The 23,524-nt window shown below is 55.5% G+C and carries 23 protein-coding genes; 1 reads left to right on the top strand and 22 read right to left on the bottom strand.

From position 1 onward, the window contains the following. Positions 1–90: 90 nt before the first annotated feature. The 9 genes from ACYX34_RS06400 to ACYX34_RS06360 form a co-directional block, all read right to left on the bottom strand. Positions 91–882, bottom strand: coding sequence for an ABC transporter permease (locus ACYX34_RS06400; RefSeq protein WP_462075722.1), 792 nt, complete (start codon positions 880–882; stop codon positions 91–93). Next, entirely contained in the window at positions 879–1,289 is a 411-nt protein-coding gene (locus ACYX34_RS06395; RefSeq protein WP_462075721.1) for a hypothetical protein, read from the bottom strand. Before ACYX34_RS06395 ends, ACYX34_RS06400 begins: the two co-directional genes overlap by 4 nt. Continuing rightward, positions 1,286–2,032 (bottom strand): ABC transporter ATP-binding protein, encoded by a 747-nt coding sequence (locus ACYX34_RS06390; protein ID WP_462075720.1) that lies wholly within the window; start codon positions 2,030–2,032, stop codon positions 1,286–1,288. Before ACYX34_RS06390 ends, ACYX34_RS06395 begins: the two co-directional genes overlap by 4 nt. A 22-nt stretch (positions 2,033–2,054) precedes the next feature. Beyond that, on the bottom strand, positions 2,055–2,765 hold the full coding sequence (locus ACYX34_RS06385; RefSeq protein ID WP_462075719.1) for a cytochrome c3 family protein: 711 nt from the start codon (positions 2,763–2,765) through the stop codon (positions 2,055–2,057). Further along, the gene (mobB, locus tag ACYX34_RS06380; RefSeq protein ID WP_462075718.1) at positions 2,749–3,267 is read right to left on the bottom strand and encodes a molybdopterin-guanine dinucleotide biosynthesis protein B; all 519 of its coding nucleotides are present in this window, start codon (positions 3,265–3,267) and stop codon (positions 2,749–2,751) included. The genes ACYX34_RS06385 and mobB overlap by 17 nt, the downstream gene beginning before the upstream one ends. Positions 3,268–3,291: 24 nt before the next feature. Next, the gene (locus ACYX34_RS06375; protein ID WP_462075717.1) at positions 3,292–4,590 is read right to left on the bottom strand and encodes a molybdopterin molybdotransferase MoeA; all 1,299 of its coding nucleotides are present in this window, start codon (positions 4,588–4,590) and stop codon (positions 3,292–3,294) included. Continuing rightward, positions 4,587–5,555, bottom strand: a complete 969-nt coding sequence (locus ACYX34_RS06370) for an Mrp/NBP35 family ATP-binding protein (RefSeq protein WP_462075716.1) — start codon at positions 5,553–5,555, stop codon at positions 4,587–4,589. The genes ACYX34_RS06375 and ACYX34_RS06370 overlap by 4 nt, the downstream gene beginning before the upstream one ends. 55 nt (positions 5,556–5,610) lie before the next feature. Further along, positions 5,611–6,555: a twin-arginine translocase subunit TatC gene (gene tatC, locus ACYX34_RS06365; protein ID WP_462075715.1), complete on the bottom strand. Its 945-nt coding sequence runs from the start codon at positions 6,553–6,555 to the stop codon at positions 5,611–5,613. A gap of 89 nt (positions 6,556–6,644) precedes the next feature. Continuing rightward, entirely contained in the window at positions 6,645–8,147 is a 1,503-nt protein-coding gene (locus ACYX34_RS06360; protein WP_462075714.1) for a Do family serine endopeptidase, read from the bottom strand. A gap of 277 nt (positions 8,148–8,424) precedes the next feature. Between ACYX34_RS06360 and ACYX34_RS06355 the strand changes: the two genes are divergently transcribed. Then, positions 8,425–10,317 carry a caspase family protein gene (locus ACYX34_RS06355; RefSeq protein WP_462075713.1) on the top strand — a complete coding sequence of 631 codons (1,893 nt, stop codon included), beginning with the start codon at positions 8,425–8,427 and terminating at the stop codon, positions 10,315–10,317. A gap of 188 nt (positions 10,318–10,505) precedes the next feature. Here ACYX34_RS06355 and ACYX34_RS06350 read toward each other — a convergent pair whose 3' ends face one another. The 13 genes from ACYX34_RS06350 to ybgF all read right to left on the bottom strand — a co-directional run bounded on the left by ACYX34_RS06350 (position 10,506) and on the right by ybgF (position 23,522). Then, positions 10,506–10,673 carry a hypothetical protein gene (locus tag ACYX34_RS06350; protein WP_462075712.1) on the bottom strand — a complete coding sequence of 56 codons (168 nt, stop codon included), beginning with the start codon at positions 10,671–10,673 and terminating at the stop codon, positions 10,506–10,508. Between the two features lie 126 nt (positions 10,674–10,799). Further along, positions 10,800–11,981, bottom strand: a complete 1,182-nt coding sequence (locus ACYX34_RS06345) for a hypothetical protein (RefSeq protein WP_462075711.1) — start codon at positions 11,979–11,981, stop codon at positions 10,800–10,802. A 284-nt stretch (positions 11,982–12,265) separates the two neighbouring features. Then, a complete protein-coding gene (locus tag ACYX34_RS06340; RefSeq protein ID WP_462075710.1) occupies positions 12,266–12,574 on the bottom strand; it encodes a PIN domain-containing protein in 309 nt (102 codons plus the stop codon). Positions 12,575–12,704: 130 nt separating this feature from the next. Next, a complete protein-coding gene (locus ACYX34_RS06335) occupies positions 12,705–12,884 on the bottom strand; it encodes a hypothetical protein (protein ID WP_462075709.1) in 180 nt (59 codons plus the stop codon). Positions 12,885–13,342: 458 nt separating this feature from the next. Next, positions 13,343–15,112, bottom strand: a complete 1,770-nt coding sequence (locus ACYX34_RS06330) for a hypothetical protein (RefSeq protein WP_462075708.1) — start codon at positions 15,110–15,112, stop codon at positions 13,343–13,345. Positions 15,113–15,553: 441 nt separating this feature from the next. Continuing rightward, positions 15,554–16,000, bottom strand: coding sequence for a c-type cytochrome (locus ACYX34_RS06325; RefSeq protein WP_462075707.1), 447 nt, complete (start codon positions 15,998–16,000; stop codon positions 15,554–15,556). A gap of 378 nt (positions 16,001–16,378) precedes the next feature. Next, the gene (locus tag ACYX34_RS06320; RefSeq protein ID WP_462075706.1) at positions 16,379–17,311 is read right to left on the bottom strand and encodes a helix-turn-helix domain-containing protein; all 933 of its coding nucleotides are present in this window, start codon (positions 17,309–17,311) and stop codon (positions 16,379–16,381) included. A 7-nt stretch (positions 17,312–17,318) separates the two neighbouring features. Then, entirely contained in the window at positions 17,319–18,002 is a 684-nt protein-coding gene (locus ACYX34_RS06315; RefSeq protein ID WP_462075705.1) for a tetratricopeptide repeat protein, read from the bottom strand. Continuing rightward, on the bottom strand, positions 17,999–18,910 hold the full coding sequence (locus tag ACYX34_RS06310) for a PfkB family carbohydrate kinase (protein ID WP_462075704.1): 912 nt from the start codon (positions 18,908–18,910) through the stop codon (positions 17,999–18,001). The genes ACYX34_RS06315 and ACYX34_RS06310 overlap by 4 nt, the downstream gene beginning before the upstream one ends. Positions 18,911–18,913: 3 nt before the next feature. Continuing rightward, entirely contained in the window at positions 18,914–19,813 is a 900-nt protein-coding gene (mtnP, locus tag ACYX34_RS06305) for an S-methyl-5'-thioadenosine phosphorylase (protein ID WP_462075703.1), read from the bottom strand. 25 nt (positions 19,814–19,838) lie between these two features. Continuing rightward, positions 19,839–20,813, bottom strand: a complete 975-nt coding sequence (gene miaA, locus ACYX34_RS06300; RefSeq protein ID WP_462075702.1) for a tRNA (adenosine(37)-N6)-dimethylallyltransferase MiaA — start codon at positions 20,811–20,813, stop codon at positions 19,839–19,841. Positions 20,814–20,908: 95 nt separating this feature from the next. Continuing rightward, positions 20,909–22,687 (bottom strand): DNA mismatch repair endonuclease MutL, encoded by a 1,779-nt coding sequence (mutL, locus tag ACYX34_RS06295; protein WP_462075701.1) that lies wholly within the window; start codon positions 22,685–22,687, stop codon positions 20,909–20,911. Positions 22,688–22,751: 64 nt separating this feature from the next. After that, positions 22,752–23,522: a tol-pal system protein YbgF gene (gene ybgF / locus ACYX34_RS06290; protein WP_462075700.1), complete on the bottom strand. Its 771-nt coding sequence runs from the start codon at positions 23,520–23,522 to the stop codon at positions 22,752–22,754. Between the last annotated feature and the right edge of the window lie 2 nt (positions 23,523–23,524).

The raw sequence follows: 23,524 nt of genomic DNA, 5'->3' as shown, positions 1-23,524 counted from the left end.
TGGGCCTTCTCTGATAGTCACTCAGTATCGCGAGGCCCCGGTCGATACGAGTCAGAGCAACAGTAGCATAGAGATTCGCTAATTACAACCTTACTCCCCAACTCGAACCAAAAGCCCCTGATCTTTGCAATAGGTCATCGTTCGATAAAACCAGCCGACCACACCGATCACCAGTACTCCGTTGAGCCCGATAGCCCAGGCCAGGTGCGTGAGCGGCGCCTGTCCCGTCGCTAAGACCGCCCGCATCCCCTCAAAAATATGTGCGGCCGGGTTCACCCATGCAATCCCCTGAAGCCAGTCCGGCAGGATCTCCAAGGGATAGAAGACACACGAGATTGGTTGAAACAGAAAGACCGTGCTCCAGGCCAAGACCTCGGCTTCCTGCCCAAATCGCATGATGAGCGATGTAGTCAACACGCCGATGATCCAGCCAGTGACGACGAGATTCAGCACGAAGGGACCAAGCCACAAACCGATCATCAGCACGTTATAGGAATAAAAGATGAGGGCACAGACTGCCATGATGATTGAGACCGCCGTGACCTTCATCACGCTCATGGCCATCGTCGCCGCGAGAAATTCGCTCGGCTTCAGCGGGCTGGCAAACAAGTTCATGATATTCCGTGCCCAGAGTTCTTCGAGATACGTGATCGTGATCCCTTGCTGCGCACGAAAGAGAATGTCCCAGAGGATGAGCGCCCCTAAGAAGAACGTCACGAACCCGGGAACCTGTGGTTGATACCGTACAAGATACAACGTGATGAATCCCCAAATCACGAGATCGAGAAACGGCCAATAGAAAATCTCCATGATCCGCGGCAAACTTCTTCGATAGAGATACAGATGCCTGAAGATCAGTGCCGTGATCCGATGAAGTTTCATCCGCAGGACTCATGTGTGTGCTCATGATGACAACCACCGCATCCCTGTTGTGGACTGAGCAGTTCTGCCATCAACTGCCTGACCCCAGCCACCATATGAGTCCCTGCCCGTCGCCCATCAGGCATCCGGCGCAACCAGAGCCCCAACAGCAGGGTCGGCACCCCAGTAAGCCCCACGCCGAACAACAGCGTCAGGCTCGTCGGTCCTCCCATCCACCAGAGCAGCGCACCCACCAATGAAAATGGAACCACCCCGGCGATCGTACTTTTGAACACAATCAGCCATCCGCAAGTTCCTCGAGCTCGGCCTATCAGGCTCACGACCAGCCAAAACAGTCCCCAGGCCGTACTGACGACCAACCCTCCGGTGACAAACCCCAAGACGAAATCGATAAGGGGATGTATCATGATGGCAAAGAAGCCGTTGATTCCCGTGCCAACTTCAAAAACACCTCCTCAAGGTCGGTTTGGCCGAATCGATCAACGATGGCTTGTGCTGTCCCCTCGGCCACCAGCCGCCCGCGCTGGAAAAAAATAATCCGGTCCGACATTTCTTCCATCTCCCGCATATTGTGGGAAGTGTATAAGATGCTCAGGCCTGATGCTCGCTGCTCCTCTTTCAACAGAGCTCTGATCTTGTACGCCACATCAGGGTCCAAACTCGCCGTCGGTTCGTCAAGAAAGAGAATGCGCGGCTCCGTGAGAATGGCCTTGGCCAGCGCCAGCCGCGTCATCTGCCCGGATGACAGCTTGCGGGTGACTTTGCGTTGAAACTCTTCCATCTCAAGTTTTCTCACTACCGTGTCGATCCGTTTCGCCATATCGGAGAGTCCGTACAACCTCGCCACCACCCAGAGATTTTCCTCAACCGTCAACGCTTGGGGCATTGAGATGTAGGTAGACGAAAAGTTGACCTGTTGTAAAATCTCCTCCCGGTGCGTCGACAAATCCAGACCGAATACGTCGATGGAGCCCGATGTCGGTGTCACCAACCCCAGTAACATCTGAATCGTCGTTGTCTTGCCCGCCCCATTAGGCCCCAACAATCCGAGAATCTCTCCCGGCCGGATCTCGAACGACACGCCATTCACTGCCGTGAAGTCGCCGAAGCGCTTCGTCAATTGTGACACTTTCAAAACGGGACTCGCCATCGAGCTCATCATGCCGGTTGAGTCAATTGAACAACAAGGCCCCGCTGATCTTCTCGGGGCTATGGCACGTGTCACATTTTCTGTCCAACACCCTACCGTCATGCTGCGTCTTTCCATCATGGCAACGGAAACAATCGCTGAGGGCTCTCGTGCGCAGGGAGGACCCTTCCGGATAGAGGGGATACCATGGTTTGCTGTCGGCAGACACATGGCCACGTGGGATCACAATGGGATAGCCCTTGATCGGTTCATCATGCACGACACCGGCATGACAGGTCGTACAGCCTTCTCCCTGTCCGCGAACCGTGAATGCCTCCATATGTTGGCGATGACTCACGACTAACCCCACCTCCTTCACCGGTAGCGGGAGATCGCGGGACGCAATTTCCGAGACACGAAGAATGTGTCGATGACAGCTTAGGCAGACGCCAGAATCCACCGTCGCTTTCAGATTGTGCGCCTCCGTCGGAGTCCCCAGGAGCGTGATGGCTGCATCCTTGGCCCCAGCCAACACCTTGTCCGTAAGCCACCCGTGAAGCCCAGGCCGCACATGGCAGGCAACACAGCTGATGTCTTTATGTGAGGATTTCGCCCAACTCTGGTAAGAGGGCGCAATGGTGTGGCATCCGGCACAGAACTCAGGTTGATTAGTCAATGGAATCGCAATCCCCGCCAGAGCGACAGCCCCGACCATGACGGCCAACGCAATCGTGGTCCTAGACGTCCAGCTCATGCTCCCGGTGCCGAAGGGGAAACTGCCGAATCAAGAGTGCGGCCACGCCAGCGACATCGTCCAGATGCAACACAGGCACTGGAAGATCGACCGGCCTATCGGACACGACGGCGAGAAGACCGTCGGACGAATAGGAAACTTCCTCCAACTGATCGCGCACGACAATGATCTTGGGATAGTCCTCACTCTTCCATCCCTCCGCAATGATGAGATCGTACGAGTGATCCAGGAAACGGTCTCGGACTTCTTCCACCTTGAGCTGTTCGGATACATCGGCAAAGAGGGCGAGACTCCCCTTCGACACGACGATGACACTGCCGGCGCCGGCGCGTTTATGGCGCCAACTATCTTTTCCTTCGGTATCGAGATCGAATCCGTGACCGGCGTGTTTTACCGTTGCAACACGATACCCGGCCCGCACGAGCTCAGGAATGACCCGCTCAATCAACGTGGTCTTTCCGCTATTCGAGCGACCAATAAACGAAACGATTGGAATGGACATGCTGTGACCGTGCAGTTTGTCTCGTTAGCAACAAGAGAGCCGATGGGCTCCGGAATGGATCTGTTCGGTTCTTGTGGACCAGGCCTCGCCGCTCAACAACTGGACCGTGACCTCGTCACCGGGCTGAAGTCGCTCCGTCTCTACCGGGATATCGATGAGACAATTCGCCTTCACCATTGAGGTCAGAATACCGGAACCCTGGTCACCGGTCGTGCGAACCTTGAAGACCCCCTCTTCTCGTGTCAGGACCCCTCGCAAGAAATGACGCCGATCAGTACGCTTGGAAAATTTCTCCTGAAAGATCGCCTGCAGCACCGGCCGTCCATAGGTCCGGCAACCGCTCATCTTCTGCAGTGCCGGTCTTACGAGTTGCTCAAACGTCACCATGGAGGACACGGGATTACCAGGAAGGCCGAAGGCCAGCTTGCCTTGGATCCTGCCAAATGCCAAGGGTTGCCCGGGTCTGATCGCGAGTTTCCAAAAGTTCATCTCGGCCCCGAGCTCACGGAAGACCGCTTTGGTGAAATCATAATCACCCATCGAAACTCCACCGGACAGGACCAGGATATCGGCATTCAACCCTTGCGAAATCTTCTCCTTGAGGGCGGCTGGTGTATCGCGGGCAATACCGAGCAAGAGCGGAACCCCTCCGGCTTCCTGCACAGCCGCGGCCATGCCGTAACTATTCGAGTTGATGATCTTCTCTTCACTGAAGCGCTCATCCAAATCAGCCAATTCGTCGCCGGTCGACAGAATCGCCACCCGAGGCCGCTGATAGACATACACCAGTGCCTTCGCAAGGATCGCCAGCATCCCAGCCTCACCGGGACGAATCCTGGTCCCCTGGGCGATGATGCAGTCGCCTTTCTTGACGTCCTCACCCTGGGGCCTGATGTTGGCGCCCTTCGGTTCCTGCTTCAACACGCGCACGGATGCCGGTGTCGGCTCAGTGTCCTCGACTTTGAGCACCGTATCCGCCCCTCGGGGCATCGGGGCACCGGTCATGATCCGGATTGCCTGACCAGGCCCAACCGTTTTTGTCGGCATCGTCCCGGCGGGAACATCTTCAATAATCGAAAGCGTCACCGGCTTCTGGATAGCATGCTCTTGTTTGATATCCTCCCACCTCACCGCAAACCCATCCATGGCAGAGTTGTCCCATGGCGGATTGTCCCGCTCGGCAACGATGTTCTCACCCAGCACACGGCCCAAGACATCCACAATCGAGACTTTTTCAATTCCTAACACCGGCGTGGCATCAAGCACCACTCGTTGTGCATCGTGGAGTTGGGTCAAACCAGTCATGGCATCGGCAGCTTTCACTGGCGTATTCCTCTCATCGGCCCGGCGGTCGGCTTTCCTACTTTCAGAAGCGATGCCCCCTTCTTGCAGAACGCTTCGACCTGATTGGCAATCTGATGGTAGGCCTCCGCCGTGGGCGTATCAGAGTTGAAGAGCGCAAAGGGTTCCCCGGCATCCGATTGGGTGACTACATCCGGGTCGAGCGGAATTCGCCCCAAGAAGGGAACCCCCATATCGTTCGCGGAAGCTTCCCCACCACCCTTTCGGAACACATCGATATGCGTATGGCAATGTGGACACTCAAGCCCACTCATATTTTCCACAATGCCGATGATCGGCACGTCACTATCCTTACAAAAGGTCACTGACTTGCGCGAATCGAGCAGCGCCACTTCCTGAGGAGTCGTGACGATGACCGCGCCGCTGACCTGGCCGAGCAAGTCGATCGTGGTGACTGATTCGTTGCCGGTACCAGGAGGAAGATCGATCAGGAGAAAATTCAGATCTTGCCAATCGACTCCGCCCAGCAGCTGATTGATGAATTCATACTTATAGGCATCTCGCCAGATAATAGGATCATCCGAGTTCTGCAGCAGAAACGACATGGAGGCGATCTTCAAATTGTACGCCTGGAAGGGAATGATCCCCCCGGAAGTGCTGATCTTGAGCTTCTGTCCTTCGGCCCCGACCATCTTGGGAATATTGGGGCCATGGATGTCCATATCACAGATGCCAACATGCCATCCCTTGAGCGCCAAACTGACCGCAATGTTCGTAGTGCAGGTACTCTTCCCCACACCACCCTTATTGCTCATAATGAGCACCTTGTACTCAATCCGCTCCATCCGCTTGGCCACCAGCCAACGGCTATGCCCTTCTTTATCCTTTTGACATCGCTCTGTTTCATCACAGATGGCGCAAGCCCACATGTAGGTGCAGGCATCCTCGCTTCCACTGTTATTGATCACATTAAGTTCACGTGTCATGAATGTGCTTTCTAACAATCAGGTTCGTTAATACCCATCATGCTCGCTTACGACGCTACTGCTGTCGTCCCCCAGGAACGCCCACATAGTCATCGTTCGCGGAGGAGTTCGACATCGCCACCCCCGCCGCACTCCTTCCGGCTCCAGCTCCAGCCATCACGACCGTTGGAACTGACGGCCGGCTGGATTCGGCTTCCGTCTTCTTTCCAAACACTTTCGCGCCAAAAATTCCGACCCAGTAGAGTAGAAACATGGGACCAGCCATCAACGTTTGATTGAACGGGTCCGGCGTGGGCGTCAGGATAGCGGAAATCACGAACGACCCTAACAGGGCCCACTTCCAATATTGAATCAAGAACGGCGCGTCCACCCACCCGAGCTTCGCCATGAGCGTCAGCGCCAACGGCACCTCAAAAATCAGCCCGAATACCATCAGAAACCAGAGGGCGAAGCCAACATATTGCGCAATGGAAATCTGCGGCGCAAATCCTGCGTTGACGCCGTACGAAATCAAAAAATTCAACGCAAACGGCAGAACGAAAAAAAATGAAAAGCCCGCCCCCGCATAAAACGCCGCCGCACTTACACACACAAACGGTCCGACAAACCGTCGCTCTTGTGCGTGCAGCCCCGGAACCACGAATCGCCAGATCTCATACAGCAGATACGGAAGGGCGAGCACAATGGCACACAAGCCCGCCACCTTGACGTTCTGCCAGAGCGCCTCCGCCGGGGCAAGAAAGACAAACGGCACGGTCGGGAGATCAGTCGGTTCCCATGTCAGCTGACTGGGAACAAACATGTTCTGGAGTGGAATGCGCAGCCATTTGACCAACGTGTCGGCATACAAGAAGGTCCCCATGAACACGACCGCCAACGCGATCACCGCACGGGTCAGCCGGACCTGGAACTCCACCAGGTGTTCCATGACCGGCATCTTCTTGTCCTCCAGTGGCTTGAAGACCGAGTCTTGCAGCCACTGGTTTAGCTTGTTCAACACAGAGCCTCGTCACTGTGGAATCTGTCGATCCGACGATCGGGCTTCTGGCAGTCAACAGATCGACAGATCAACAAATGCCCTTGTGCGCCTTACTTCGGATTGATCGCCACGAAGAGGCTGTTCCCCTGACGGTTGACGAGCAACACCGCGAGCTCATCTTTTTTAATTTTCTCGGCGGCCTTCTGGTACTCGCTGAGTGTCTTCACGGATTCATGATTGACTTCTTGGATGACATCGCCGCGCTGCAAGCCGGCCGCTTCCGCCTGTCCGCCCGGCTCCACCGAGGTGATCACCACACCTGCCGTCTTGGCAGGGATGTTCAATTGGCTCATCAACGCATTGTCCAGCGCCTGAACACGAAGCGATGCCAAGACATTGTCCGGTGGCTTGATTTGCTCCCCCGATTCCTTCGGTGGCCCCGGCTCCTTCTTCGCCAAGACTTCATCCGAGGGACGCTCCGCCACCTTCACGGCAATGACCTGCTCCTTCCCTTCGCGGACGACCTTCACCTGGGCATCTTTGCCGACGACCGTTCTGGCAACGAGGTTGCGCAGCTGACTCACCGTCTGCACCTCTTTCCCGTTAAAGGCCACCACCACATCGCCCCGCTTGATTCCCGCGGCATGCGAGGGGCCATTTTCATTGACGTCGCTGATCAACACGCCTTTCCGCTGTTCCGGAAGTTTGAACGATTTCGCCAAGGCCGGCGTGATTTCCTGAATCGCCACGCCCATCCATCCGCGTACGACTTTCCCCGTCTTTTGGAGACTATCCACGATATCGAGCGCGATACTACTGGGAATCGCAAACCCAATGCCCTCCGATCCGCCGGTCCTCGAGAAAATCGCGGTATTAATCCCGATCAGATCTCCGTTCATATTGACGAGCGCTCCACCCGAATTTCCAGGGTTGATGGCCGCATCGGTCTGGATAAAGTCTTCATAGTCGGCGATTCCGACATTGCCACGCCCCAATGCACTGATAATGCCGAGCGTCACGGTCGAGCTCAGACCAAATGGACTCCCGACGGCCAACACCAAGTCCCCGACCTGGAGCCTCTCATACTCAGCCCACTTGAGCGACGGCAGATCCTTGGCCTCGATCTTGATGACCGCCAAGTCGGTTTTGGGATCGGTCCCGACAACCTTGCCGGAAAACTCCCGCCGATCATTCAACGTCACCGTAATCTGGGTCGCCCCTTCCACAACGTGATTGTTGGTCACGATAAATCCGCTGGAATCGAGGATGACTCCGGAACCGGCACTCTGGTCAGGTTTGCCGTGCGGACCGGGAGGCCCATGTGGGGTTGGCGGAGTCGGTGACTCACCACCGGGCTCATCCCCAGGAGGCGGGGCTCCGAATGGATTGGGAGGAATCCCTCCTCGCCTCCGACTCCCTTCCCCACCACCGGTGACGGCAATGTTGACGACGGCCGGCGTCGTCTTTTTCACAATTTCTGAGAATCCCTGGGCCCATGCTGGAGGAACCCCTGCGGCCGAGACGGGTGTCGCGCATCCGCTTCCGACGAAAGCAGACAGGGTCAACCCACAAGCGATGAGCACGTTCGTCGTTTGCTGAGTCCACATGAACATATCTGAATTCCTCCAGGATGTGACTCTGCTTCAGAGTCCTATTTGGAAATGAGTCTCCCACCAGCCGAACAATCTATCTATCTTACACTACTCGTTCTATAGGCTTCAAAGAAGAAAAGGCTGTGCCACGGGAACGGAACCCGATCCGATGGATCGGCGGATGCACGGCAAATCTCCTCCATGATAGAGCAAGTGAACTTGCTCTCGACAGGATTCCTTATGGACCCGTTGCATTCACGTGAAGTTTCCAGTACCGTGACAGACGGTCAGTTCCAACATGCTACCAGAAATAGCCCAGGCAGTGACCGAACGCAACCGACTCAGCGGTATCCGCACTCTGGCAGGGGTTTGGATTGGTGGGACACTCCTTGTCCTCACCGGCTGCGCTCCACATCTTGAGTTCCCTCCGATGGGCACTCCCCTCTCCGCCAGTGCCAAACTGGAAACGTCCGCCGCCCTGAAGAACCTCGTACTTCGTTACACGGATTCATGCGGGCAGATCCAGGAGGTTCCGTTAGGAGGACGCCTGCAAGACGCGTTACAGGAGGGCTTTCGCCGAACCTTCACCCGGGTGATCTCGGAGAACGACGAAACTGGTCCTCCCCCTGATCATCTCGTTCAGGTGGACCTGGTTGACTCGTCATTCGACCTCAATAAAGAGGCCCTCTACGACCGTGCCCCTGCCGTCTTACATCTCAACGCGATCGCTCGTATCTACGACCAGACGGGAACATTGCTCCGGCAAGCGGACATCGCCGTGTCACGCCAAGAACGACTGCGACTTGAACAACTCTCAAAGAATTGCGATTACGTCATTGATCCGTTCATTCGCGATACCACGATCGACTTTTCGACCCGTGTGTCCCTCACTGCCAAGCAGGTCGCCATGAGCCAGAACGGTCTCACTTCGACCGAACCAACTGCTCCATCGCCGGGAACGTCCATCACCCCCCCCACGTTGAACCCAGTACTTGCCCAACCACCACCAGCCCTTACCAGCGCTTCGACCGCGCTCCGGTTCAAGGCGCTCCTCCTCGATGAAAATAGCGACCTTCTGCTTGAAGGGGGCGAACATATCCGTGTCCGCGTCGACGTCGTCAACACCGGCGCAACACCGGTGGAGAACGCCTCGGCTTCTTTGACCGGGACTCGGCTCGTCCTCGAACAGTTTCCCACGACCGTCTTGAGAATTCCGCCGCTGCAACCGGGCCAAACAAAGTCGTTGGAATTTGTCGCGACCCTCCCCCTGCTCGCACAAGCAGAGCAAGTCGAGATTCGGGTGATCGTGGAAGAACGCAGCGGAACCTCAGCCCCACCGCAAACCCTGTCCTTCACGATTGCCCCGACAGGATCCAGAGGGAACAATGTCGATCATGTGTCGCCACAAACATCAACCGTTCGGCACCCTGAAACTTCCGTTATTGCCATCGGCCTCAGTGCAACCCTCACCCAGCAGATTCCATCACGCAAGTATGCGGCACAGGATGCAGAGGCGGTTGCCAAGTATTTCCAGACGCTCGGGGGCGTGCCGTCGTCCAATATCGCTCTCCTGACGGATCGCACGGCCACGTCTGCGCATATCGAAAAAACCTTGCGCGAATGGCTCCCGGCTCGTTCGACGAAGGACGGGATTGTGATCATTTATGTTTCTGGCCAGGCGATGGTCTCTCCAAGAGGGGAAATCATGCTCGTCCCCTATGATGGGACAAAGATCCCCACCAGCCTGTACCGCTTGAGCACGCTCGAATCAGTTCTCACCAAACTAAGCCCACAGCAGGCCATCTTGATCTTCGACGGGAGAACTTCTCCCATTGTCGATCAGGCCAAGACACCCGCCACCCCGCGATGGGACCTGGATGGGGAGAACACGATTCGATTGATCGCCGTCGAGGGCCTCGCGGCTGGAGTCGAAGACGACGCCCATCGTCACGGTCTCTTCACCTATTACCTGTTGCGAGGGCTGCGCGGAGAAGCGGATACGAACCGCGATGGAAAGATCAGCCTCGGAGAGGTCAGTGGATTCGTGCGACAAAAAGTCGCCTGGGCGTCAAAATCACAGTTCAGTACGACCCAGCGTCCACAGATGATCCCGCCGCTGAAATCGGACGAGAAGGCCGCTGACCTAGTCCTCACCACACTGCCCTCCCTTGCGGCATCGGAAACGCCGTAATCCACACGATTCACACCGGCTCCCCGGCAAGTGCCTCAATAGCACCCATTATTACCCCTTCCCACGTTGAGCGTGGCCAGTCATGCTTGTAGGACGAGGAACGAAATCGTATCGTTCATCACATGAAAACTACCATCGATGCTGTCGGGCGATTGGTAATTCCCAAGGAACTACGGCGAGAAGCAGGATTACAGCTTGGTATAACGATAGAGATCCGCTAGCGGCAGAGACTGATTGAAATCGAGCCGGCACCGCTTCCCGTCGAGCCGAAGAAGCGTGGCCTGTTCCTTGTTGCCATGCCGGATCGGCCAATCTCGCACCTCACGAGCGAGACCGTCGAGCGGACGCGCTGACACCTCATCTGTAGCAGACTGGCTTCCTTCTAACTAAAGCGGTAGTAGCGGGCAACCGACTCTCTACGTGCGCAATACAAGATCCAACTTCGGCTCTCAATGATCATCGCGATGCGGGTACCCGTGAGATTATGCGTCTTCAGCCTGCTGGAATGCCTGAAGAGTTTTCTGAATCAGTCCCTTCCATTGGCTACTGTGTGCAAGGTAATCATCCACCATAATATATTGCCGGTATCGCTTCACTCCCCAACTCCATTCTTTAAGGCTGGTGTCTAGCTCTCCACCAACCAGAACGGCCAAATCTTTCAGATAAGTCAATCCAATCTGTTTACCGCCGAGCCGATCGGCATTCGTCACGCTGCCATAGAACCAGACTTCACCGTTCTGCTGAATAGATCCAAAGTTGTACGTGTCGTTCGGCGATTTGATGTTCAATGATAGCCGATTCCCACGGCCCAATTTACAGAGAATACCCAGATCCTTATGGAGGTTACCGAGAAATGTCTCTAAGTTGTCGGCATTGCCTTTCCCTCTGACCAAAGCGAGCCGCTCATAGAATACCGTTTCAGAAACGGTACGAGCTGCTGGCTCATCGGGCTGCGAGAGAGGCCTACTTGTAGAGTGATCAATCACGCGGACAATCGTCCGTTCAATTTCCTTCGTCTTCACAAGAACTCGAGGGGTAATAAGCAAATCGTTATCATCAAGGCCTTTGAAGATTGGGATTTCAAGAAGTGACAACGAAAAGTGTAAGGCGCCCTGGCCCTGAATGTATTGAACCAAACCCTCCATGTTTTCACGGATGCCATCACCAATGATGAGGAGTAGAAATCGACCCAGTGTCAGATTGTGCTGGACATGATCAATAAATTTCTGTTCATCGAGCTCAGGGATTTCAGCTGCCACTATGCTATAGAGAGAACTCTCTGGTCCTTTTCTCGCCTTGAGACATTCCTGTTCAAGTTTTGAATAGGTCCACTTGCACAGGTCTTTAGCGTAATCGAGGACTTGCCCGACCACTTGACGCCTAGCCTCAGGATTTCGCCACAGTTTGCATTCTCCGATGGTGATAAATCCGTCTTCATTGAGATAAATTAGATCACATGCTCCAGAATCCGTTTGAAGTTCACGGCAAATCGGAACGATTCCGGAGAATGAGGGTTCAATCTCATCAATCGGCAGCAGCGTAGGATTGTCATAGCAAAGGTTTTGAAGCCAGCTCTCATCATAAGGCCCTGTATGCAGGGACAATCGCTCTAGTCGAGCAGTGCGCTGCGCACGTACGAGCAAAGGAGTGGTATGTTGTTTCATGCCTTGTATAGAGTTGCTTTGCAACAATCAACAGTGGCGAACCTGCTTGGCAAAGAATAACAAGTTGTCCTTATGTGTAAATCATTCTTTGCTTTTCGGTAACCGCGAGGCTTATTCGAGATCGGACCTTGAATCATGCATGGGACGGAATGACGATTTGTGTTTACCCTAACTTCCCAGCTGACGCATAAAGCGTGCACTGCGATGCGTCTTCGCCAACCCTGCGCACAGACGCCCATCTCTTCTGAACCGGCTATGGTCGCAGAAGAGATCACGATACCCCCCTACTTGATGTACACCACGCCGGGCAAGCCTTCGAGATCCGCGTCACCGGTGAGGATCTCGGCCCCCTGATCTCGTGCTGTGGCATACACCATCGCATCCGCCATGACCAGTCCGTGCTGGAGGCTCAGATCAGCGGCGAGGAGCGCGCTCGACTCCGTCAATGGGATCACGTGAGTCGCATGGAGGCGCCCGGCAAGCTGCAAGGCCATTTCCTCGCCTCGCTCCCGTTTGATCTTCTTGTAGACTTCATACAGCACGATCGTCGATGTGATGAGATGCTGCCGAAATGAATTGGAGTCAGAGAGCAATTTCAGGTCAGCTTACGAGCACTGATGGATCGCTGTATATCCTTGAGTCAAGCGATGACTAGGCCTCTGTGTGTTCGATCAACGAGAGCCCGGCGTGACGAATGGTGGCGTATCTCGAATCGGCAATCAGTCAGCGCGGGGCCGATTTCGCTGCTCGCTCGATGGCGGCGAGAATCTTGTCACGCGTCGGAGCGTCGAATTCGTGGCCGTAGAAGCGAAGGAACACGCCTTTCCGAATCTCTGCCTCCGTAGCCTGCGGGTTCTGTTCCCGCAGGGACGCTTCCACCAGTGCACAAGCCGTGTCGCGCATGGCGCACCCATGATCAGTCGCTCTTCTCCCGTGCGCTGCATGAGCATCGCCCGATACCGTTCGTCCACCTCAGGCGGGGTATCATTCATGATTGAATCTCGCGATACAGAGCGATCAACCCCAGATGATCCGCCCATCGCTTCATGTACATATAGTCAAGCGTCTTCACAGACCTGAGTACGTTCCGCACATCGTCGAGCTGTATGGAACTGCGGCTATCCTTCGCCCATTCCGGTTTTGAAAGGATAAGGTCCTCAGGAGCAACGACGGCAAAGCTTGTGTCTTTCTCGACGAGAAGTCACCTCCTCACTCGCATGGTGGAAATCCGTGTCCTGAACGTGTAGTCGTCGGTGATGTGACACAAAAAGAGGGTGGGAAGTTTTTTCCCCACCCTCTTTTAATCGGCTTCGATGTGAATACAGGCGAGTGATCGCCTCTATTCATGTCATGCGCAGCTTCTACTGGCTGATGACCTGCAAGTGAACACTGCCGGTTTCAGTCAACGCAGGATCAATGGTAACGGTGTATGAACCTGCCGAAGCCAATGTGACCGGATTAAGGGCAAAGCTCGATTCGGAACTCGTGATTCCAGCTTGCAGAATGCCGGTCGGGCTATAGAGCTTCACAGTCACGTTTCCAAGCCTATTGTTACTGATCTTGATGGTAGCCTGTTGATTCACATCCCCCGAAAACGTGTAGCGACCGTTTTGACCTACACGGCTGACCGTTATGGGCTTAGGAGGGGCATTTGCCTTTAATGAATCTGAAATCTCGCTTGAGAGAGTTAATGTTATTTTGCCGGTGTAGCCGCCAACCGGATCGACCAGAACCGTGTAGGAATCATCCGTTGGCAAGGGATCTTGACCTCGGAGGCTCCCACCAGCCGTACCAACCGCCGTTGAGGCAAGAATCGTCCCATCTGATGTGAGAAGCGAGACTGAACTGGACGTAATGCTCACCGACGAAAGCCCAAGATTCACCCTTTGCCCGGCCTTGCCACTAAAAGTGTAGCGTGCCGTCTGACCAACCTTGGTTACGCTAACAGGCACTGAAACCCCATCAACAGCGATCGTACCTGTAGCTGGGGAGGAAAGAGCAACCGTCATGCTGCCGGTATAGTTGCTAACCGGCTCCACTTCAATGGTATAGGCGCCGCTTGCGGGGAGAGGCGTCAGGGGATCGATACTACCGCCACTTGGGCCAACTGTGGTGGATTCCCACTTGCTGCCATCCGGTTTCAGTATGGCTACAGTCGTCATAGGAATTGAAACCTCGGTAAAACCGAGGTTGACCCTTTCCCCCTCAGTCCCGTTGAACGTATAACGCGCCCGTTGACCCGGCACAGTTAGATTTGGTCTCACCGTGGCCTGGTTGAGAGTCAGAGTCCCTTTGACTTCTGGTGCGTTATAAAGCCAAAGCTTTAGTCTTCCAGTGTAACTTAGATCCGATTCGACCAGGATGGCATAATTTCCCGTGGCAGGAAGAACTTGCCCCGGTATCATAGCACCGCCAGCTGTCCCAGACACAAAGGATGTCGGCTTTCCTAACAAGTGTCCATCTGGAGTCACAATGGATACATACCCACTCCGGATGGTTACGTCGCTCAATTGCAAACTTACTGTTTGGCCACTCTCCCCTGAGAATGTATAGCGGATCTTCTGCCCGACCCGATTGATATCGGCAATCACCGGTAGCCCGTGAGGCACTATCTGACCCTCGATCTCACCCGAAACTGTGATCGTCACGCTTCCCGTGTAGGTACTAAGAGGATCCAAAAAAATTGTGTAGGCGCCCGTCACAGGCAATTCCTCAAGATCCACACTTGCACCGTTCATCTGGCTAGGGGAGATTGCAGCCGCAGAATCGGTTGAAAATTCGTAGGCTGCCATGGATGTATGCACTGTCGTCAGTGAGGATCGTGGCCGCTCGCCCATAGTCGCATAATAGTTCTTCACCGCGGAGACGTGCCTTGGCACCACCTTGCCATCCGGCCCATAGACCGACACATGAAACTGTGTGAGTGTAACATTGCTGAAACCGATATTGATCCGCTGCCCTGCCGTCCCCTCGAAGGTCATCACCCCGTTCTTGTTGGGGGACGCGATCTTCACCGTCACCGACTCTCCTCCAACGGTGACTCGACCGGTATATTCAAGATCTGCCGCCACGATCCCGGGCGGTAGGGAATTCTCCCCGGCGTAACTCTGATCAACCGCAGTAGCGGGCATGAACCCAGCAGAAACACACGCGAGCGATGCTGCTATGACTGCTACTCGGCACTTCCTCCACGAACATAGGCTGCGCATAGTCGCCCTCCTAATTTGTTCCAAATCAGAAAACCGACGGCTTGTTGTCGCTGTCACTGCGCTTAAGCTGTACCCGTCTGTTCTGGCTCGTCGGGCGGACTGTACCCTTTTTTGTATGCAAGGCGCAATCCCCTGCAACCTGATTCGACAGATATTCTTGCGATCCCCCCTAACTGAGGGGTGAGCATGTGTCGTAAAGCACTTGAGGTAGCTGACTTTCTACGCAGGTGGATGGGAACTGAGCAACTGGGCGAGGATCGTTCTCCGTCGAATATCACCGGAGATCAACAAAATGGGGGTGGGAAGCCCGCTTCCCACCCCCATCTGTAACCAGACAATCTGATTGAGAGTCCACTGCAGGGATTACTCGCCCTTGCAGAAGCTCCGCTCATAATTGATGATGTTCCAAGCTTCTTCTTCGGTGATAGCAGCTGGAATCAAGGACACCATACCGGTCCCCGGGCTACCGTTCTTGATGACCCAGAAGAGCTCGCCGTCTTTCCGCTTCTTGTGGAACTTGCAGTTGGTGAAGTCGCGTGGGCTTGGATTGAGAATCTTGCCCGCTTCGCCCTGTCCATCGCCGGCCTTGCCGTGGCAATTGAAGCAGGTGCCTTTCCCTTCATACAGGGCCTTGCCTTTAGCGACGCTTTCCGGCGACGAGGCAACTGGATTTTTCAGTGCCTTTGCATCCGCCATCTGATCCGGCGGAACGCGAGGCTTGGTCGGATCTTTTTCTTCTGCTCCCACCACCGAGACGGAGAGAAGCATAACCGCTGCAGTGATTCCCAGAAACTTGGACAGATACCCCATCACATGTCCTCCTTGATATGTTAAACCCACCCAGCCTGAATGGATCGTCAGGCCGCCGACTCATCCCCTCTACTTTCAAATTCAGTTAAACGCCCGAACTATATCAACGGCTCTAAATTCCTGTCAAGAAAACATCCCTCTGCACCACCAGGATTGTTTTCTGACCTTAATTTTAGGAAGTTCAAGCCTCATGCCAATCCTGCCAAAGAGAACGCATGCAAATCTCGCCGGTTACGTGACCTACCGGACCACCGTTTCCAGCATCTGGTCTATTCGTGACACCTTTGCGCCCCACTAAGGCCATCCACGCCTCACTGAGGCTGGTGAACGTTTGCTGATATTGATCGCTTGAAAAGAAATGAGCACGGCGCGGGAGAACTACCGCTTCAGCACAATATCGCGGGCGACTTTGCCGCTTGGGCCGAATGGCTTTTGCGGTTTGCCGTTCAGCTCAGCCTTCACGCCACCCGCGTTTCCGAGGGTGAGAATAAATTGATCCTGCCCGGTCCAATGGCCCTTTTCACCGGGACGAAGCAATGACTCCTGCGGACTCCCGTTATCGATCTGCACGACGACCCAGCTCAACTCGGTCGCTTCCAGATCCAAAACCAATTGCCCATCGCCACGACTCTCAATCGCGTTCAGACCAATCCCTGCCAGCGGACCATCACTGCCGGGAGAACCCAGCGACCCTGCAGACGTCGCCTCGGGTTCAACACGTGAAGCCACTACCTCGGACACAGCTGGTTCCTGCCGACGCGGAGTCTCTGCAGTCGCTTTGGAGGGAACGACAGTCGGCGATTCAGCCGGTTTTGCTGCGTCGACCGTACGCTCAGGCTCACGCGTTCCGGATTCTGCCACATCCTTACTCGGTTGAGTGGCCCGCTTCGTCGCAGAAGTTTGCTCCGGGGCACCACGGCGAAAGACGGTGGACTGTTCACGACTCAAGAGAAACACCAAGGTCAAAACGGCGATCCCGATGGCGATCGCCACCGCCTTCCGATTGGCTTGGCGCTTCCGATCCTCTTCAACCTGACGAACCTTGAGCCGTTCCCGTTCATCTTGCTTCTCATAAAAGGAGCCGGCCGATTGAATAAACCGATGAATCGCATCCTCTTCATCCAACCCGAGCGACCGCGCGTACGACCGTACGAACCCCCGTGCAAAGACCTGGTCAGGCAGTTTGGCAAAATTGCCGTCCTCAAGCGCCTTGACGAAATCCGTGCGAATACGGGTTTTCGACGCCACCTCATCGATGGTCAATCCCTTGGTTTCACGGACCTGCCGAAAGAATTCGCCGACCGACTCCATAGGTCTCCTACTTCAATCGCGTCAAGAGATCTGACGCCGCTGTCGCCAACTCGCCCCCCTTATCCAACGTCGCCACTTTCTTCAGCGCGTCGCGCGCGCGTGTCGCATACCCTAACTGGTAGTACACACGACCAAGTTCAAGATGCGTCATCGCCGGCGGAACCGTCGGCGGACTGGCGGAGGCCGCGTCCTCAAACGCCTCCATCGCCCCCTGAAGATCGCCCTGATGCGCCAAGGCGCGACCGAGATGGAAGCGAGCCAGGTCCGGCGTCGGATACAAGGGATTGGCCAGCGCCGATCGATACGATTGGACCGCTTCGCTCCACCGATCCTGATTGGCTAACACTTGCCCCAGATACGTATGCGCTTCAGAGTAGTTCTCATCGATCTTCAACGCCGCCCGAAACTGCTCCTCTGCAGAGGGCAATTTGCCTTGCAGCGCGTAGACATGTCCTAAGGCATACCGTGCTTCTTTGTTGTCCGGGTTCAACTGAACTGCTCGCTGGAACGACACGAAGGCCTTCTGCCGATCTCCAGGGAGACTGGCCACGCCTTCTTGATAGTGTCCCTGTGACTTTTGCAGGACCTCTTTCTCGCTCGCACAGCCGCCCACGAGACCGATGAGTCCCACCCATAGCACTGCGCGAAAGACTCGACGTTCATGGAGTCGGGCTCTGTTCCGGACGGTCATACATCCTCAAAATGCGTGAGTCGCTTAAACTCAGCGAACCGTGCCTGAATCTCTTTGTAATCCAGGATTCGCAATCGGTCAAGACTAAAGGCTTCTACTGTAAATGACGCCATGACGCTTCCAAAGATGATGGCCTGCTTCATCGCCTCAGGCGAACGGTTTCCGGTCGCAGCGAGATAGCCCAAAAACCCGCCAGCAAAGGTATCGCCGGCACCGGTCGGATCGCGCACGTCTTCAAGCGGAAACGCCGGTGCCCCGAATACCTGCTTTTCATTGAACATGAGCACACCGTATTCTCCCCGCTTCACGATGAGATGTTTGGGCCCTCGTGACAGCACTACCTTCGCAACTTTCACGAGATTGGAGTCCTGGCCTAAGGCACGCGCTTCGCCGTCATTGATGATCAACACATCGACCTTCTCCAGCACTTTCCACAAGGCCTCTCGCTGACCGTTGATCCAGAAATTCATGGTGTCGCAGGCGACCAGCCCGGGACGTTTGACCTTTTGCAGCACATCAAGCTGAAGCTCCGGGTGAATGTTCCCCAGGAACAAAACGTCCGGCTCGCGATAGGCTTCGGGAATCTGGGGGCGAAAGGTTTCGAACACGTTGAGTTGCGTGTCCAAGGTATGCGCCTCGTTCAACTGATGCGTGTACTCCCCTTTCCAGCGGAACGTCGCTCCTGGTCGCCGCTCCAATCCCGTCAGGTCAATTCCGCGACTCTTCAGAAACGCAACGTGCTGTTGGGGGAAGTCCTCTCCGACCACCGCAATGAGCGCCACCGATGTAAAGAAACTCGCTGCCGTAGAGAAGTATGTCGCCGACCCTCCCAAAATCTCCGTCCCTTCGCCAAATGGAGTTTTCACTGTATCCAGCGCAACCGATCCGACCACTAACAATTTCCCCATTGCCTAACGAGCTCCTTTCTGTGGTGTCAGGGCACGGTCGATGAGTACCGAAAGCTTCTTCCGCACCGCTGGTGGTATCCGTTTTGGTGCGGTTAAAATCGCATGGTCCAAAGCTCGGTGACAGGCACAATCAATCGGCTTCGCGAACGCCGGCATCACCGTGCGGAGAATCTGCTTTGCTAAGGCGACATTGCGGTGGAGCGTATCCAACACAGCCTCCACGGTGACCGCCTCTTCCGTCTCATGCCAGCAGTCATAGTCCGTGACCAAGGCCAATGTGGCATAACACAGCTCCGCCTCACGTGCCAGCTTCGCTTCCGGCATATTGGTCATCCCAATCACGTCAACGCCCCATTGACGGTACAGCCGTGATTCCGCCTTGGTCGAAAACTGCGGCCCCTCCATGCACACGTAGGTGCCACCCGGGTGTAGCGTGGCCCCGACCCGTTCACCGGCAGAGCACAACGCTTGACTTAATTCCCTACAAATCGGTTCACCAAACGCAACATGCGCGACAAGACCGCGCTCAAAAAACGTCGAGACGCGGCGTTTCGTGAGGTCGATGAATTGATCAGGCACGACGACGTGCCCTGGATGAATCGACTCCTTCATGCTGCCGACAGCACTGACCGAAATGACGTGCGACACCCCGAGGGACTTGAGCGCAAAAATATTCGCGCGATAATTAATTTCACTTGGATTGAGCAGATGCCCCTGTCCATGGCGCGACAGAAACGCCACCCGAATTCCCTCGAGCGTGCCCACCCTAATGACATCGGAGGGGGCTCCGAAGGGCGTACGCACTCGAATCGAGCGAGCGCCTGTCAGGCCTTCTATTTCGTACAGCCCACTTCCCCCGATCACCCCAACCGCTACCCGCTCATGCTGTTTCTTGCTTGGCATACCAGTCCTTTTCTTATTATGTCCGTCATGCTAACGAGTGCTTTGGGGCCTCATGGCCGTGCAGAAATTGTTCGATCCGTGTGATGACTCGCCGCCCCACTTGTTCAAACGCCTCACCCTCATCAATCAAGAACCACTCGACACCGGGCTCCTTTCGAAACCAGGTCATCTGCCGCTTCGCAAACCGTCTGGTATCACGTTTGAATAGACGTACCATTTCTGCTTCATCACATTCGTTTGCCAAATAGGCACCGATGTGACGATACCCGAGCCCTTTCATTGCCCCAAGCTCACGTCCGTATCCCCGCTCGAGCAGCGATCGCGTCTCTTCTACCATCCCATGAGCCAACTGCCAATCGATTCGTTCATCGATTCTTCGATAGAGCGTCTCCGTGGTCCGCTGAAGCCCGATCAACAGCGGAGAAAACGATTCTTCCTGAAACCGGTGTTCATCCTGCATCTCGGACATCAAGCGTCCTGACAACCAAAACACCTCCAGAGCCCGCATCACCTTCGACTCATCGTTCGGATGCAATCGGGCCGCTGCGGCAGGATCGACTCGCGTCAATTCGGCATGCAGACCCTGTCGTCCCGCCTGCTCCTTCAACTCCTTGAGGGCCGCCCTCACGATCGGATCAGCTTGCGGCGCCGGACACAACCCTCTGACCAACGTTTTGATGTAGAGGCCGGTCCCGCCAACAACGAAGGGCAGCCGGTTGGCGACGTATAACCGCTCGATATGCTCCAGTGCGGCACGTCGATACCACCCGGTATTGAACGTTTCATCTGGACTCACCAGATCCAGCAGCTGATGCGGCACCACCTGCCGATCCTCGACGGTCGGCTTGTCCGTGCCAATATCCATCCCACGATACACCTGACGCGAATCTGCCGTCAGAATCTCGGTGTTCAAGTACTTGGCCACCTGTATCGCGACTCGGCTTTTTCCAACGGCGGTTGGCCCCAGCAGGACGACTAAGGGCCGGTGACGACGTGCCATCTCCACATCCATGGTCAGATCACTGCCGATCAGGAGAGAACCTCTGCGTTCCGCAACATCCATCGAACAGAGATTACCGCTTGATCCCGCATGACCTACCAACCGACGCGTCCGAACATTTTTTCAAGATCGTCGGTACTGAGCCGAAACGACGTTCGTCTTCCATGGGGACAGGTGGTGATCTCTCCCTCTGACCGCCACTCCGCGACCAATACCTTGATTTCATCCGGTTTCATAGATCGCCCTGCCCGAACAGCGCTATGGCAGGCCAACGATGCCAGTACCGATCGTACTCGAGCTTCAAGGGCCGGAACTCGCTCCCATTGCTGTAAGTCCTCAAGGAGGTCCTCCAAAAACACTTTCGGATCAACAGGCCCAAGCCCAACTGGGGCCGATCGGAGCAAAACGGTGGTCGCGCCGAACGGCTCAATCTCAAGCCCCAATTTCTCAAGATCCTCCTGATACCGTTGGATCAAGGCCGAATGACCCGGGGATACATCCAATGGATCAGGGAGGAGCAGCGGTTGGGTCTGAAGACTGCGGGCCGTCCACGCCCGATAGAGTCGTTCAAACAGAACCCGTTCATGGGCGGTATGTTGATCAACCACCACTAAGTCTCCACCAACTTGAGCGACCAAGAAGGTCCGATTGATCTGTCCCAATGCCACGACTTCCCCGGCAGGGACTCGGACATACGATTCCGCCGCTTCACTGACGAACGCCAGCTGCATCTCGGAACCTGGCCCCGGAAAGGATACCGCCTCTGTCGGAAGAGACGTGGCCATCCTCGAAGGATCCGGCCACGAAACAGCAACAGACGGAGTAACTTGGTCTACTTTCACAGAGTCGCCAGGCTCCGGTGCGCTCCCTTCACCGCTCAGCCGTTGACGAACTGCCCGTCGAACAAGCTGATGGACAAACTCATTGTCCGAAAAACGCACTTCCCGTTTCGTCGGATGCACGTTGACATCCACGCGCTCCGGATCCACATCCAGGAACAAGACGAATCGTGGATGACTCCCCCGGGGAAGAAAAGAGCCATACCCTTCTCCAACGGCATGAGACACCGTCAGGTTCCGAACCGGTCGACGATTCACAAACAGTTCTTGCGGAATCCGTGAGGGCTTGGCGTGGATCGCGTCAATGATATACCCCGTAAGCCGGGCGCCCGGTTGCTCCCTGTTGAGCGAAAGACCGTGATCGAGAAACGCGCGTGGATAAACCTGGGCGATCCGCTCCCTTTCTGATCGTACGGATGGATAGTTCAACAGTTCCTGCGCATTCTGGGTGAACCGAAAGTGAATGGCCGGCCATGCCAACGCCGCCTGTTGCACCACTCGGATGATGTGCGTGCATTCCGTTGGGGCGGACTTTAGGAATTTTTTTCGTGCAGGCTGATGCTCGAACAACGCCGTCACCTCAATCCTGGTCCCAACGACTGGAGGCGCGTCGGTAATGTTCCCAACGAACCCCCCGGCAACCTCCAACTTCGTGCCCACCTCATCGGACCGTGTCGCGGTCAGCAACCGGACATGCGCTACGGCGGCGATGCTTGGTAACGCTTCCCCACGAAACCCCATCGTCCGAATGGACCACAGATCTGCATCGGACCGGAGTTTGCTCGTGGCATGGCGCTGAAACGCACAGATCGCATCGGGACGACTCATCCCCTCTCCATCATCGGTCACCCGAATCAAGGAGAGACCTCCATCCTTCACCTCGATGGAGATGGAACGACTCCCTGCATCGATGCTGTTGTCGAGAAGCTCTTTCACGACCGCAGCGGGACGCTCAATCACTTCACCCGCTGCAATGCGCCCAATGACGTCTTCCGGCAGGAGACGGATCTTCGTACCGTCGTCGGTCTTCAGCACGGCACCATGCTCCTTGGGAACGATGCGAATGGAAACAAGGCAGGATACCGAACGGCAAGGACGCTCATCGGAGCTCGGCCAACTTGTGCTTGGCCAACTTGGACTCGTCCGATGTGGGGAACTCCTCAAGCACCCGTTTCAGATTCTTTCGCGATCTGGCAAGATCACCGGCTTCAGCCGTGGCCAACCCAAGCTTGTAGAGTGCCGCAGGCATTTTTTCATTCCCCGGATACTCCGCCACAAGATAATCAAAGGTCTGGATGGCCCGCCCATAATCTTTCAAGTTATAATAGGATTCTCCCAACCAATATTGGGCATTGGGAGTCAGCGACGTGCCGGGAAAGTCTTTGATGAACCGCTGGAACCCCGCAACTGACAGCTCATATTTTCCGCTCAGATAGTCATTGTAGGCCAAATTAAACGCCGAGGTCGGTGTGATGCCTGATGCCGTCACCACAGCCTCAACCGGGGGTGTCGACTTCACCGCTTTCGCCGCACGCGGCTCGGATGAGGAGTCCATTTTGGCAGAGGACTGGCCGGCCGTTTCTTCCAACTTCGCAAGACGACCTTCCAGCTTTTGAATACGAGCGGTCACGTCATCAAATCGTGACTTGGTGACATCTGTATCCTTGCTATCCTTGCTCCGCTCGATTGCCTCCAAGCGACGGACCACGGCATCGACCCGCTGATGATCTTGATCCTGCGTTTTGGAGATGGTCGAAAGTTGGTCGCGGATCTGCATGAAGTCCGCGTGCTTCGCGCATCCGGCCACCAGCATCCCCCATCCCAACCATCCCGCTATAATCGCTGTGGATATGACGGTACGGACTCGCATGC

This window comes from Nitrospira sp. CMX1 (genome assembly GCF_054902215.1).
The sequence above is the reverse complement of the archived record's forward strand: the minus strand, read 5'-3'. Positions and strand labels throughout refer to the sequence as shown.

What these genes read in the sequence shown, in the direction of transcription:
- ACYX34_RS06400 (WP_462075722.1), bottom strand. Translation starts at nt 882, where the DNA reads ATGAAACTTCATCGGATCACGGCACTGATCTTCAGGCATCTGTATCTC.
- ACYX34_RS06395 (WP_462075721.1), bottom strand. Translation starts at nt 1,289, where the DNA reads ATGATACATCCCCTTATCGATTTCGTCTTGGGGTTTGTCACCGGAGGG.
- ACYX34_RS06390 (WP_462075720.1), bottom strand. Translation starts at nt 2,032, where the DNA reads ATGGCGAGTCCCGTTTTGAAAGTGTCACAATTGACGAAGCGCTTCGGC.
- ACYX34_RS06385 (WP_462075719.1), bottom strand. Translation starts at nt 2,765, where the DNA reads ATGAGCTGGACGTCTAGGACCACGATTGCGTTGGCCGTCATGGTCGGG.
- mobB (WP_462075718.1), bottom strand. Translation starts at nt 3,267, where the DNA reads ATGTCCATTCCAATCGTTTCGTTTATTGGTCGCTCGAATAGCGGAAAG.
- ACYX34_RS06370 (WP_462075716.1), bottom strand. Translation starts at nt 5,555, where the DNA reads ATGACACGTGAACTTAATGTGATCAATAACAGTGGAAGCGAGGATGCC.
- ACYX34_RS06360 (WP_462075714.1), bottom strand. Translation starts at nt 8,147, where the DNA reads ATGTTCATGTGGACTCAGCAAACGACGAACGTGCTCATCGCTTGTGGG.
- ACYX34_RS06355 (WP_462075713.1), top strand. Translation starts at nt 8,425, where the DNA reads ATGCTACCAGAAATAGCCCAGGCAGTGACCGAACGCAACCGACTCAGC.
- ACYX34_RS06345 (WP_462075711.1), bottom strand. Translation starts at nt 11,981, where the DNA reads ATGAAACAACATACCACTCCTTTGCTCGTACGTGCGCAGCGCACTGCT.
- ACYX34_RS06335 (WP_462075709.1), bottom strand. Translation starts at nt 12,884, where the DNA reads ATGCGCGACACGGCTTGTGCACTGGTGGAAGCGTCCCTGCGGGAACAG.
- ACYX34_RS06330 (WP_462075708.1), bottom strand. Translation starts at nt 15,112, where the DNA reads ATGCCCGCTACTGCGGTTGATCAGAGTTACGCCGGGGAGAATTCCCTA.
- ACYX34_RS06325 (WP_462075707.1), bottom strand. Translation starts at nt 16,000, where the DNA reads ATGGGGTATCTGTCCAAGTTTCTGGGAATCACTGCAGCGGTTATGCTT.
- ACYX34_RS06320 (WP_462075706.1), bottom strand. Translation starts at nt 17,311, where the DNA reads ATGGAGTCGGTCGGCGAATTCTTTCGGCAGGTCCGTGAAACCAAGGGA.
- ACYX34_RS06315 (WP_462075705.1), bottom strand. Translation starts at nt 18,002, where the DNA reads ATGACCGTCCGGAACAGAGCCCGACTCCATGAACGTCGAGTCTTTCGC.
- ACYX34_RS06310 (WP_462075704.1), bottom strand. Translation starts at nt 18,910, where the DNA reads ATGGGGAAATTGTTAGTGGTCGGATCGGTTGCGCTGGATACAGTGAAA.
- mtnP (WP_462075703.1), bottom strand. Translation starts at nt 19,813, where the DNA reads ATGCCAAGCAAGAAACAGCATGAGCGGGTAGCGGTTGGGGTGATCGGG.
- miaA (WP_462075702.1), bottom strand. Translation starts at nt 20,813, where the DNA reads ATGGCACGTCGTCACCGGCCCTTAGTCGTCCTGCTGGGGCCAACCGCC.
- ybgF (WP_462075700.1), bottom strand. Translation starts at nt 23,522, where the DNA reads ATGCGAGTCCGTACCGTCATATCCACAGCGATTATAGCGGGATGGTTG.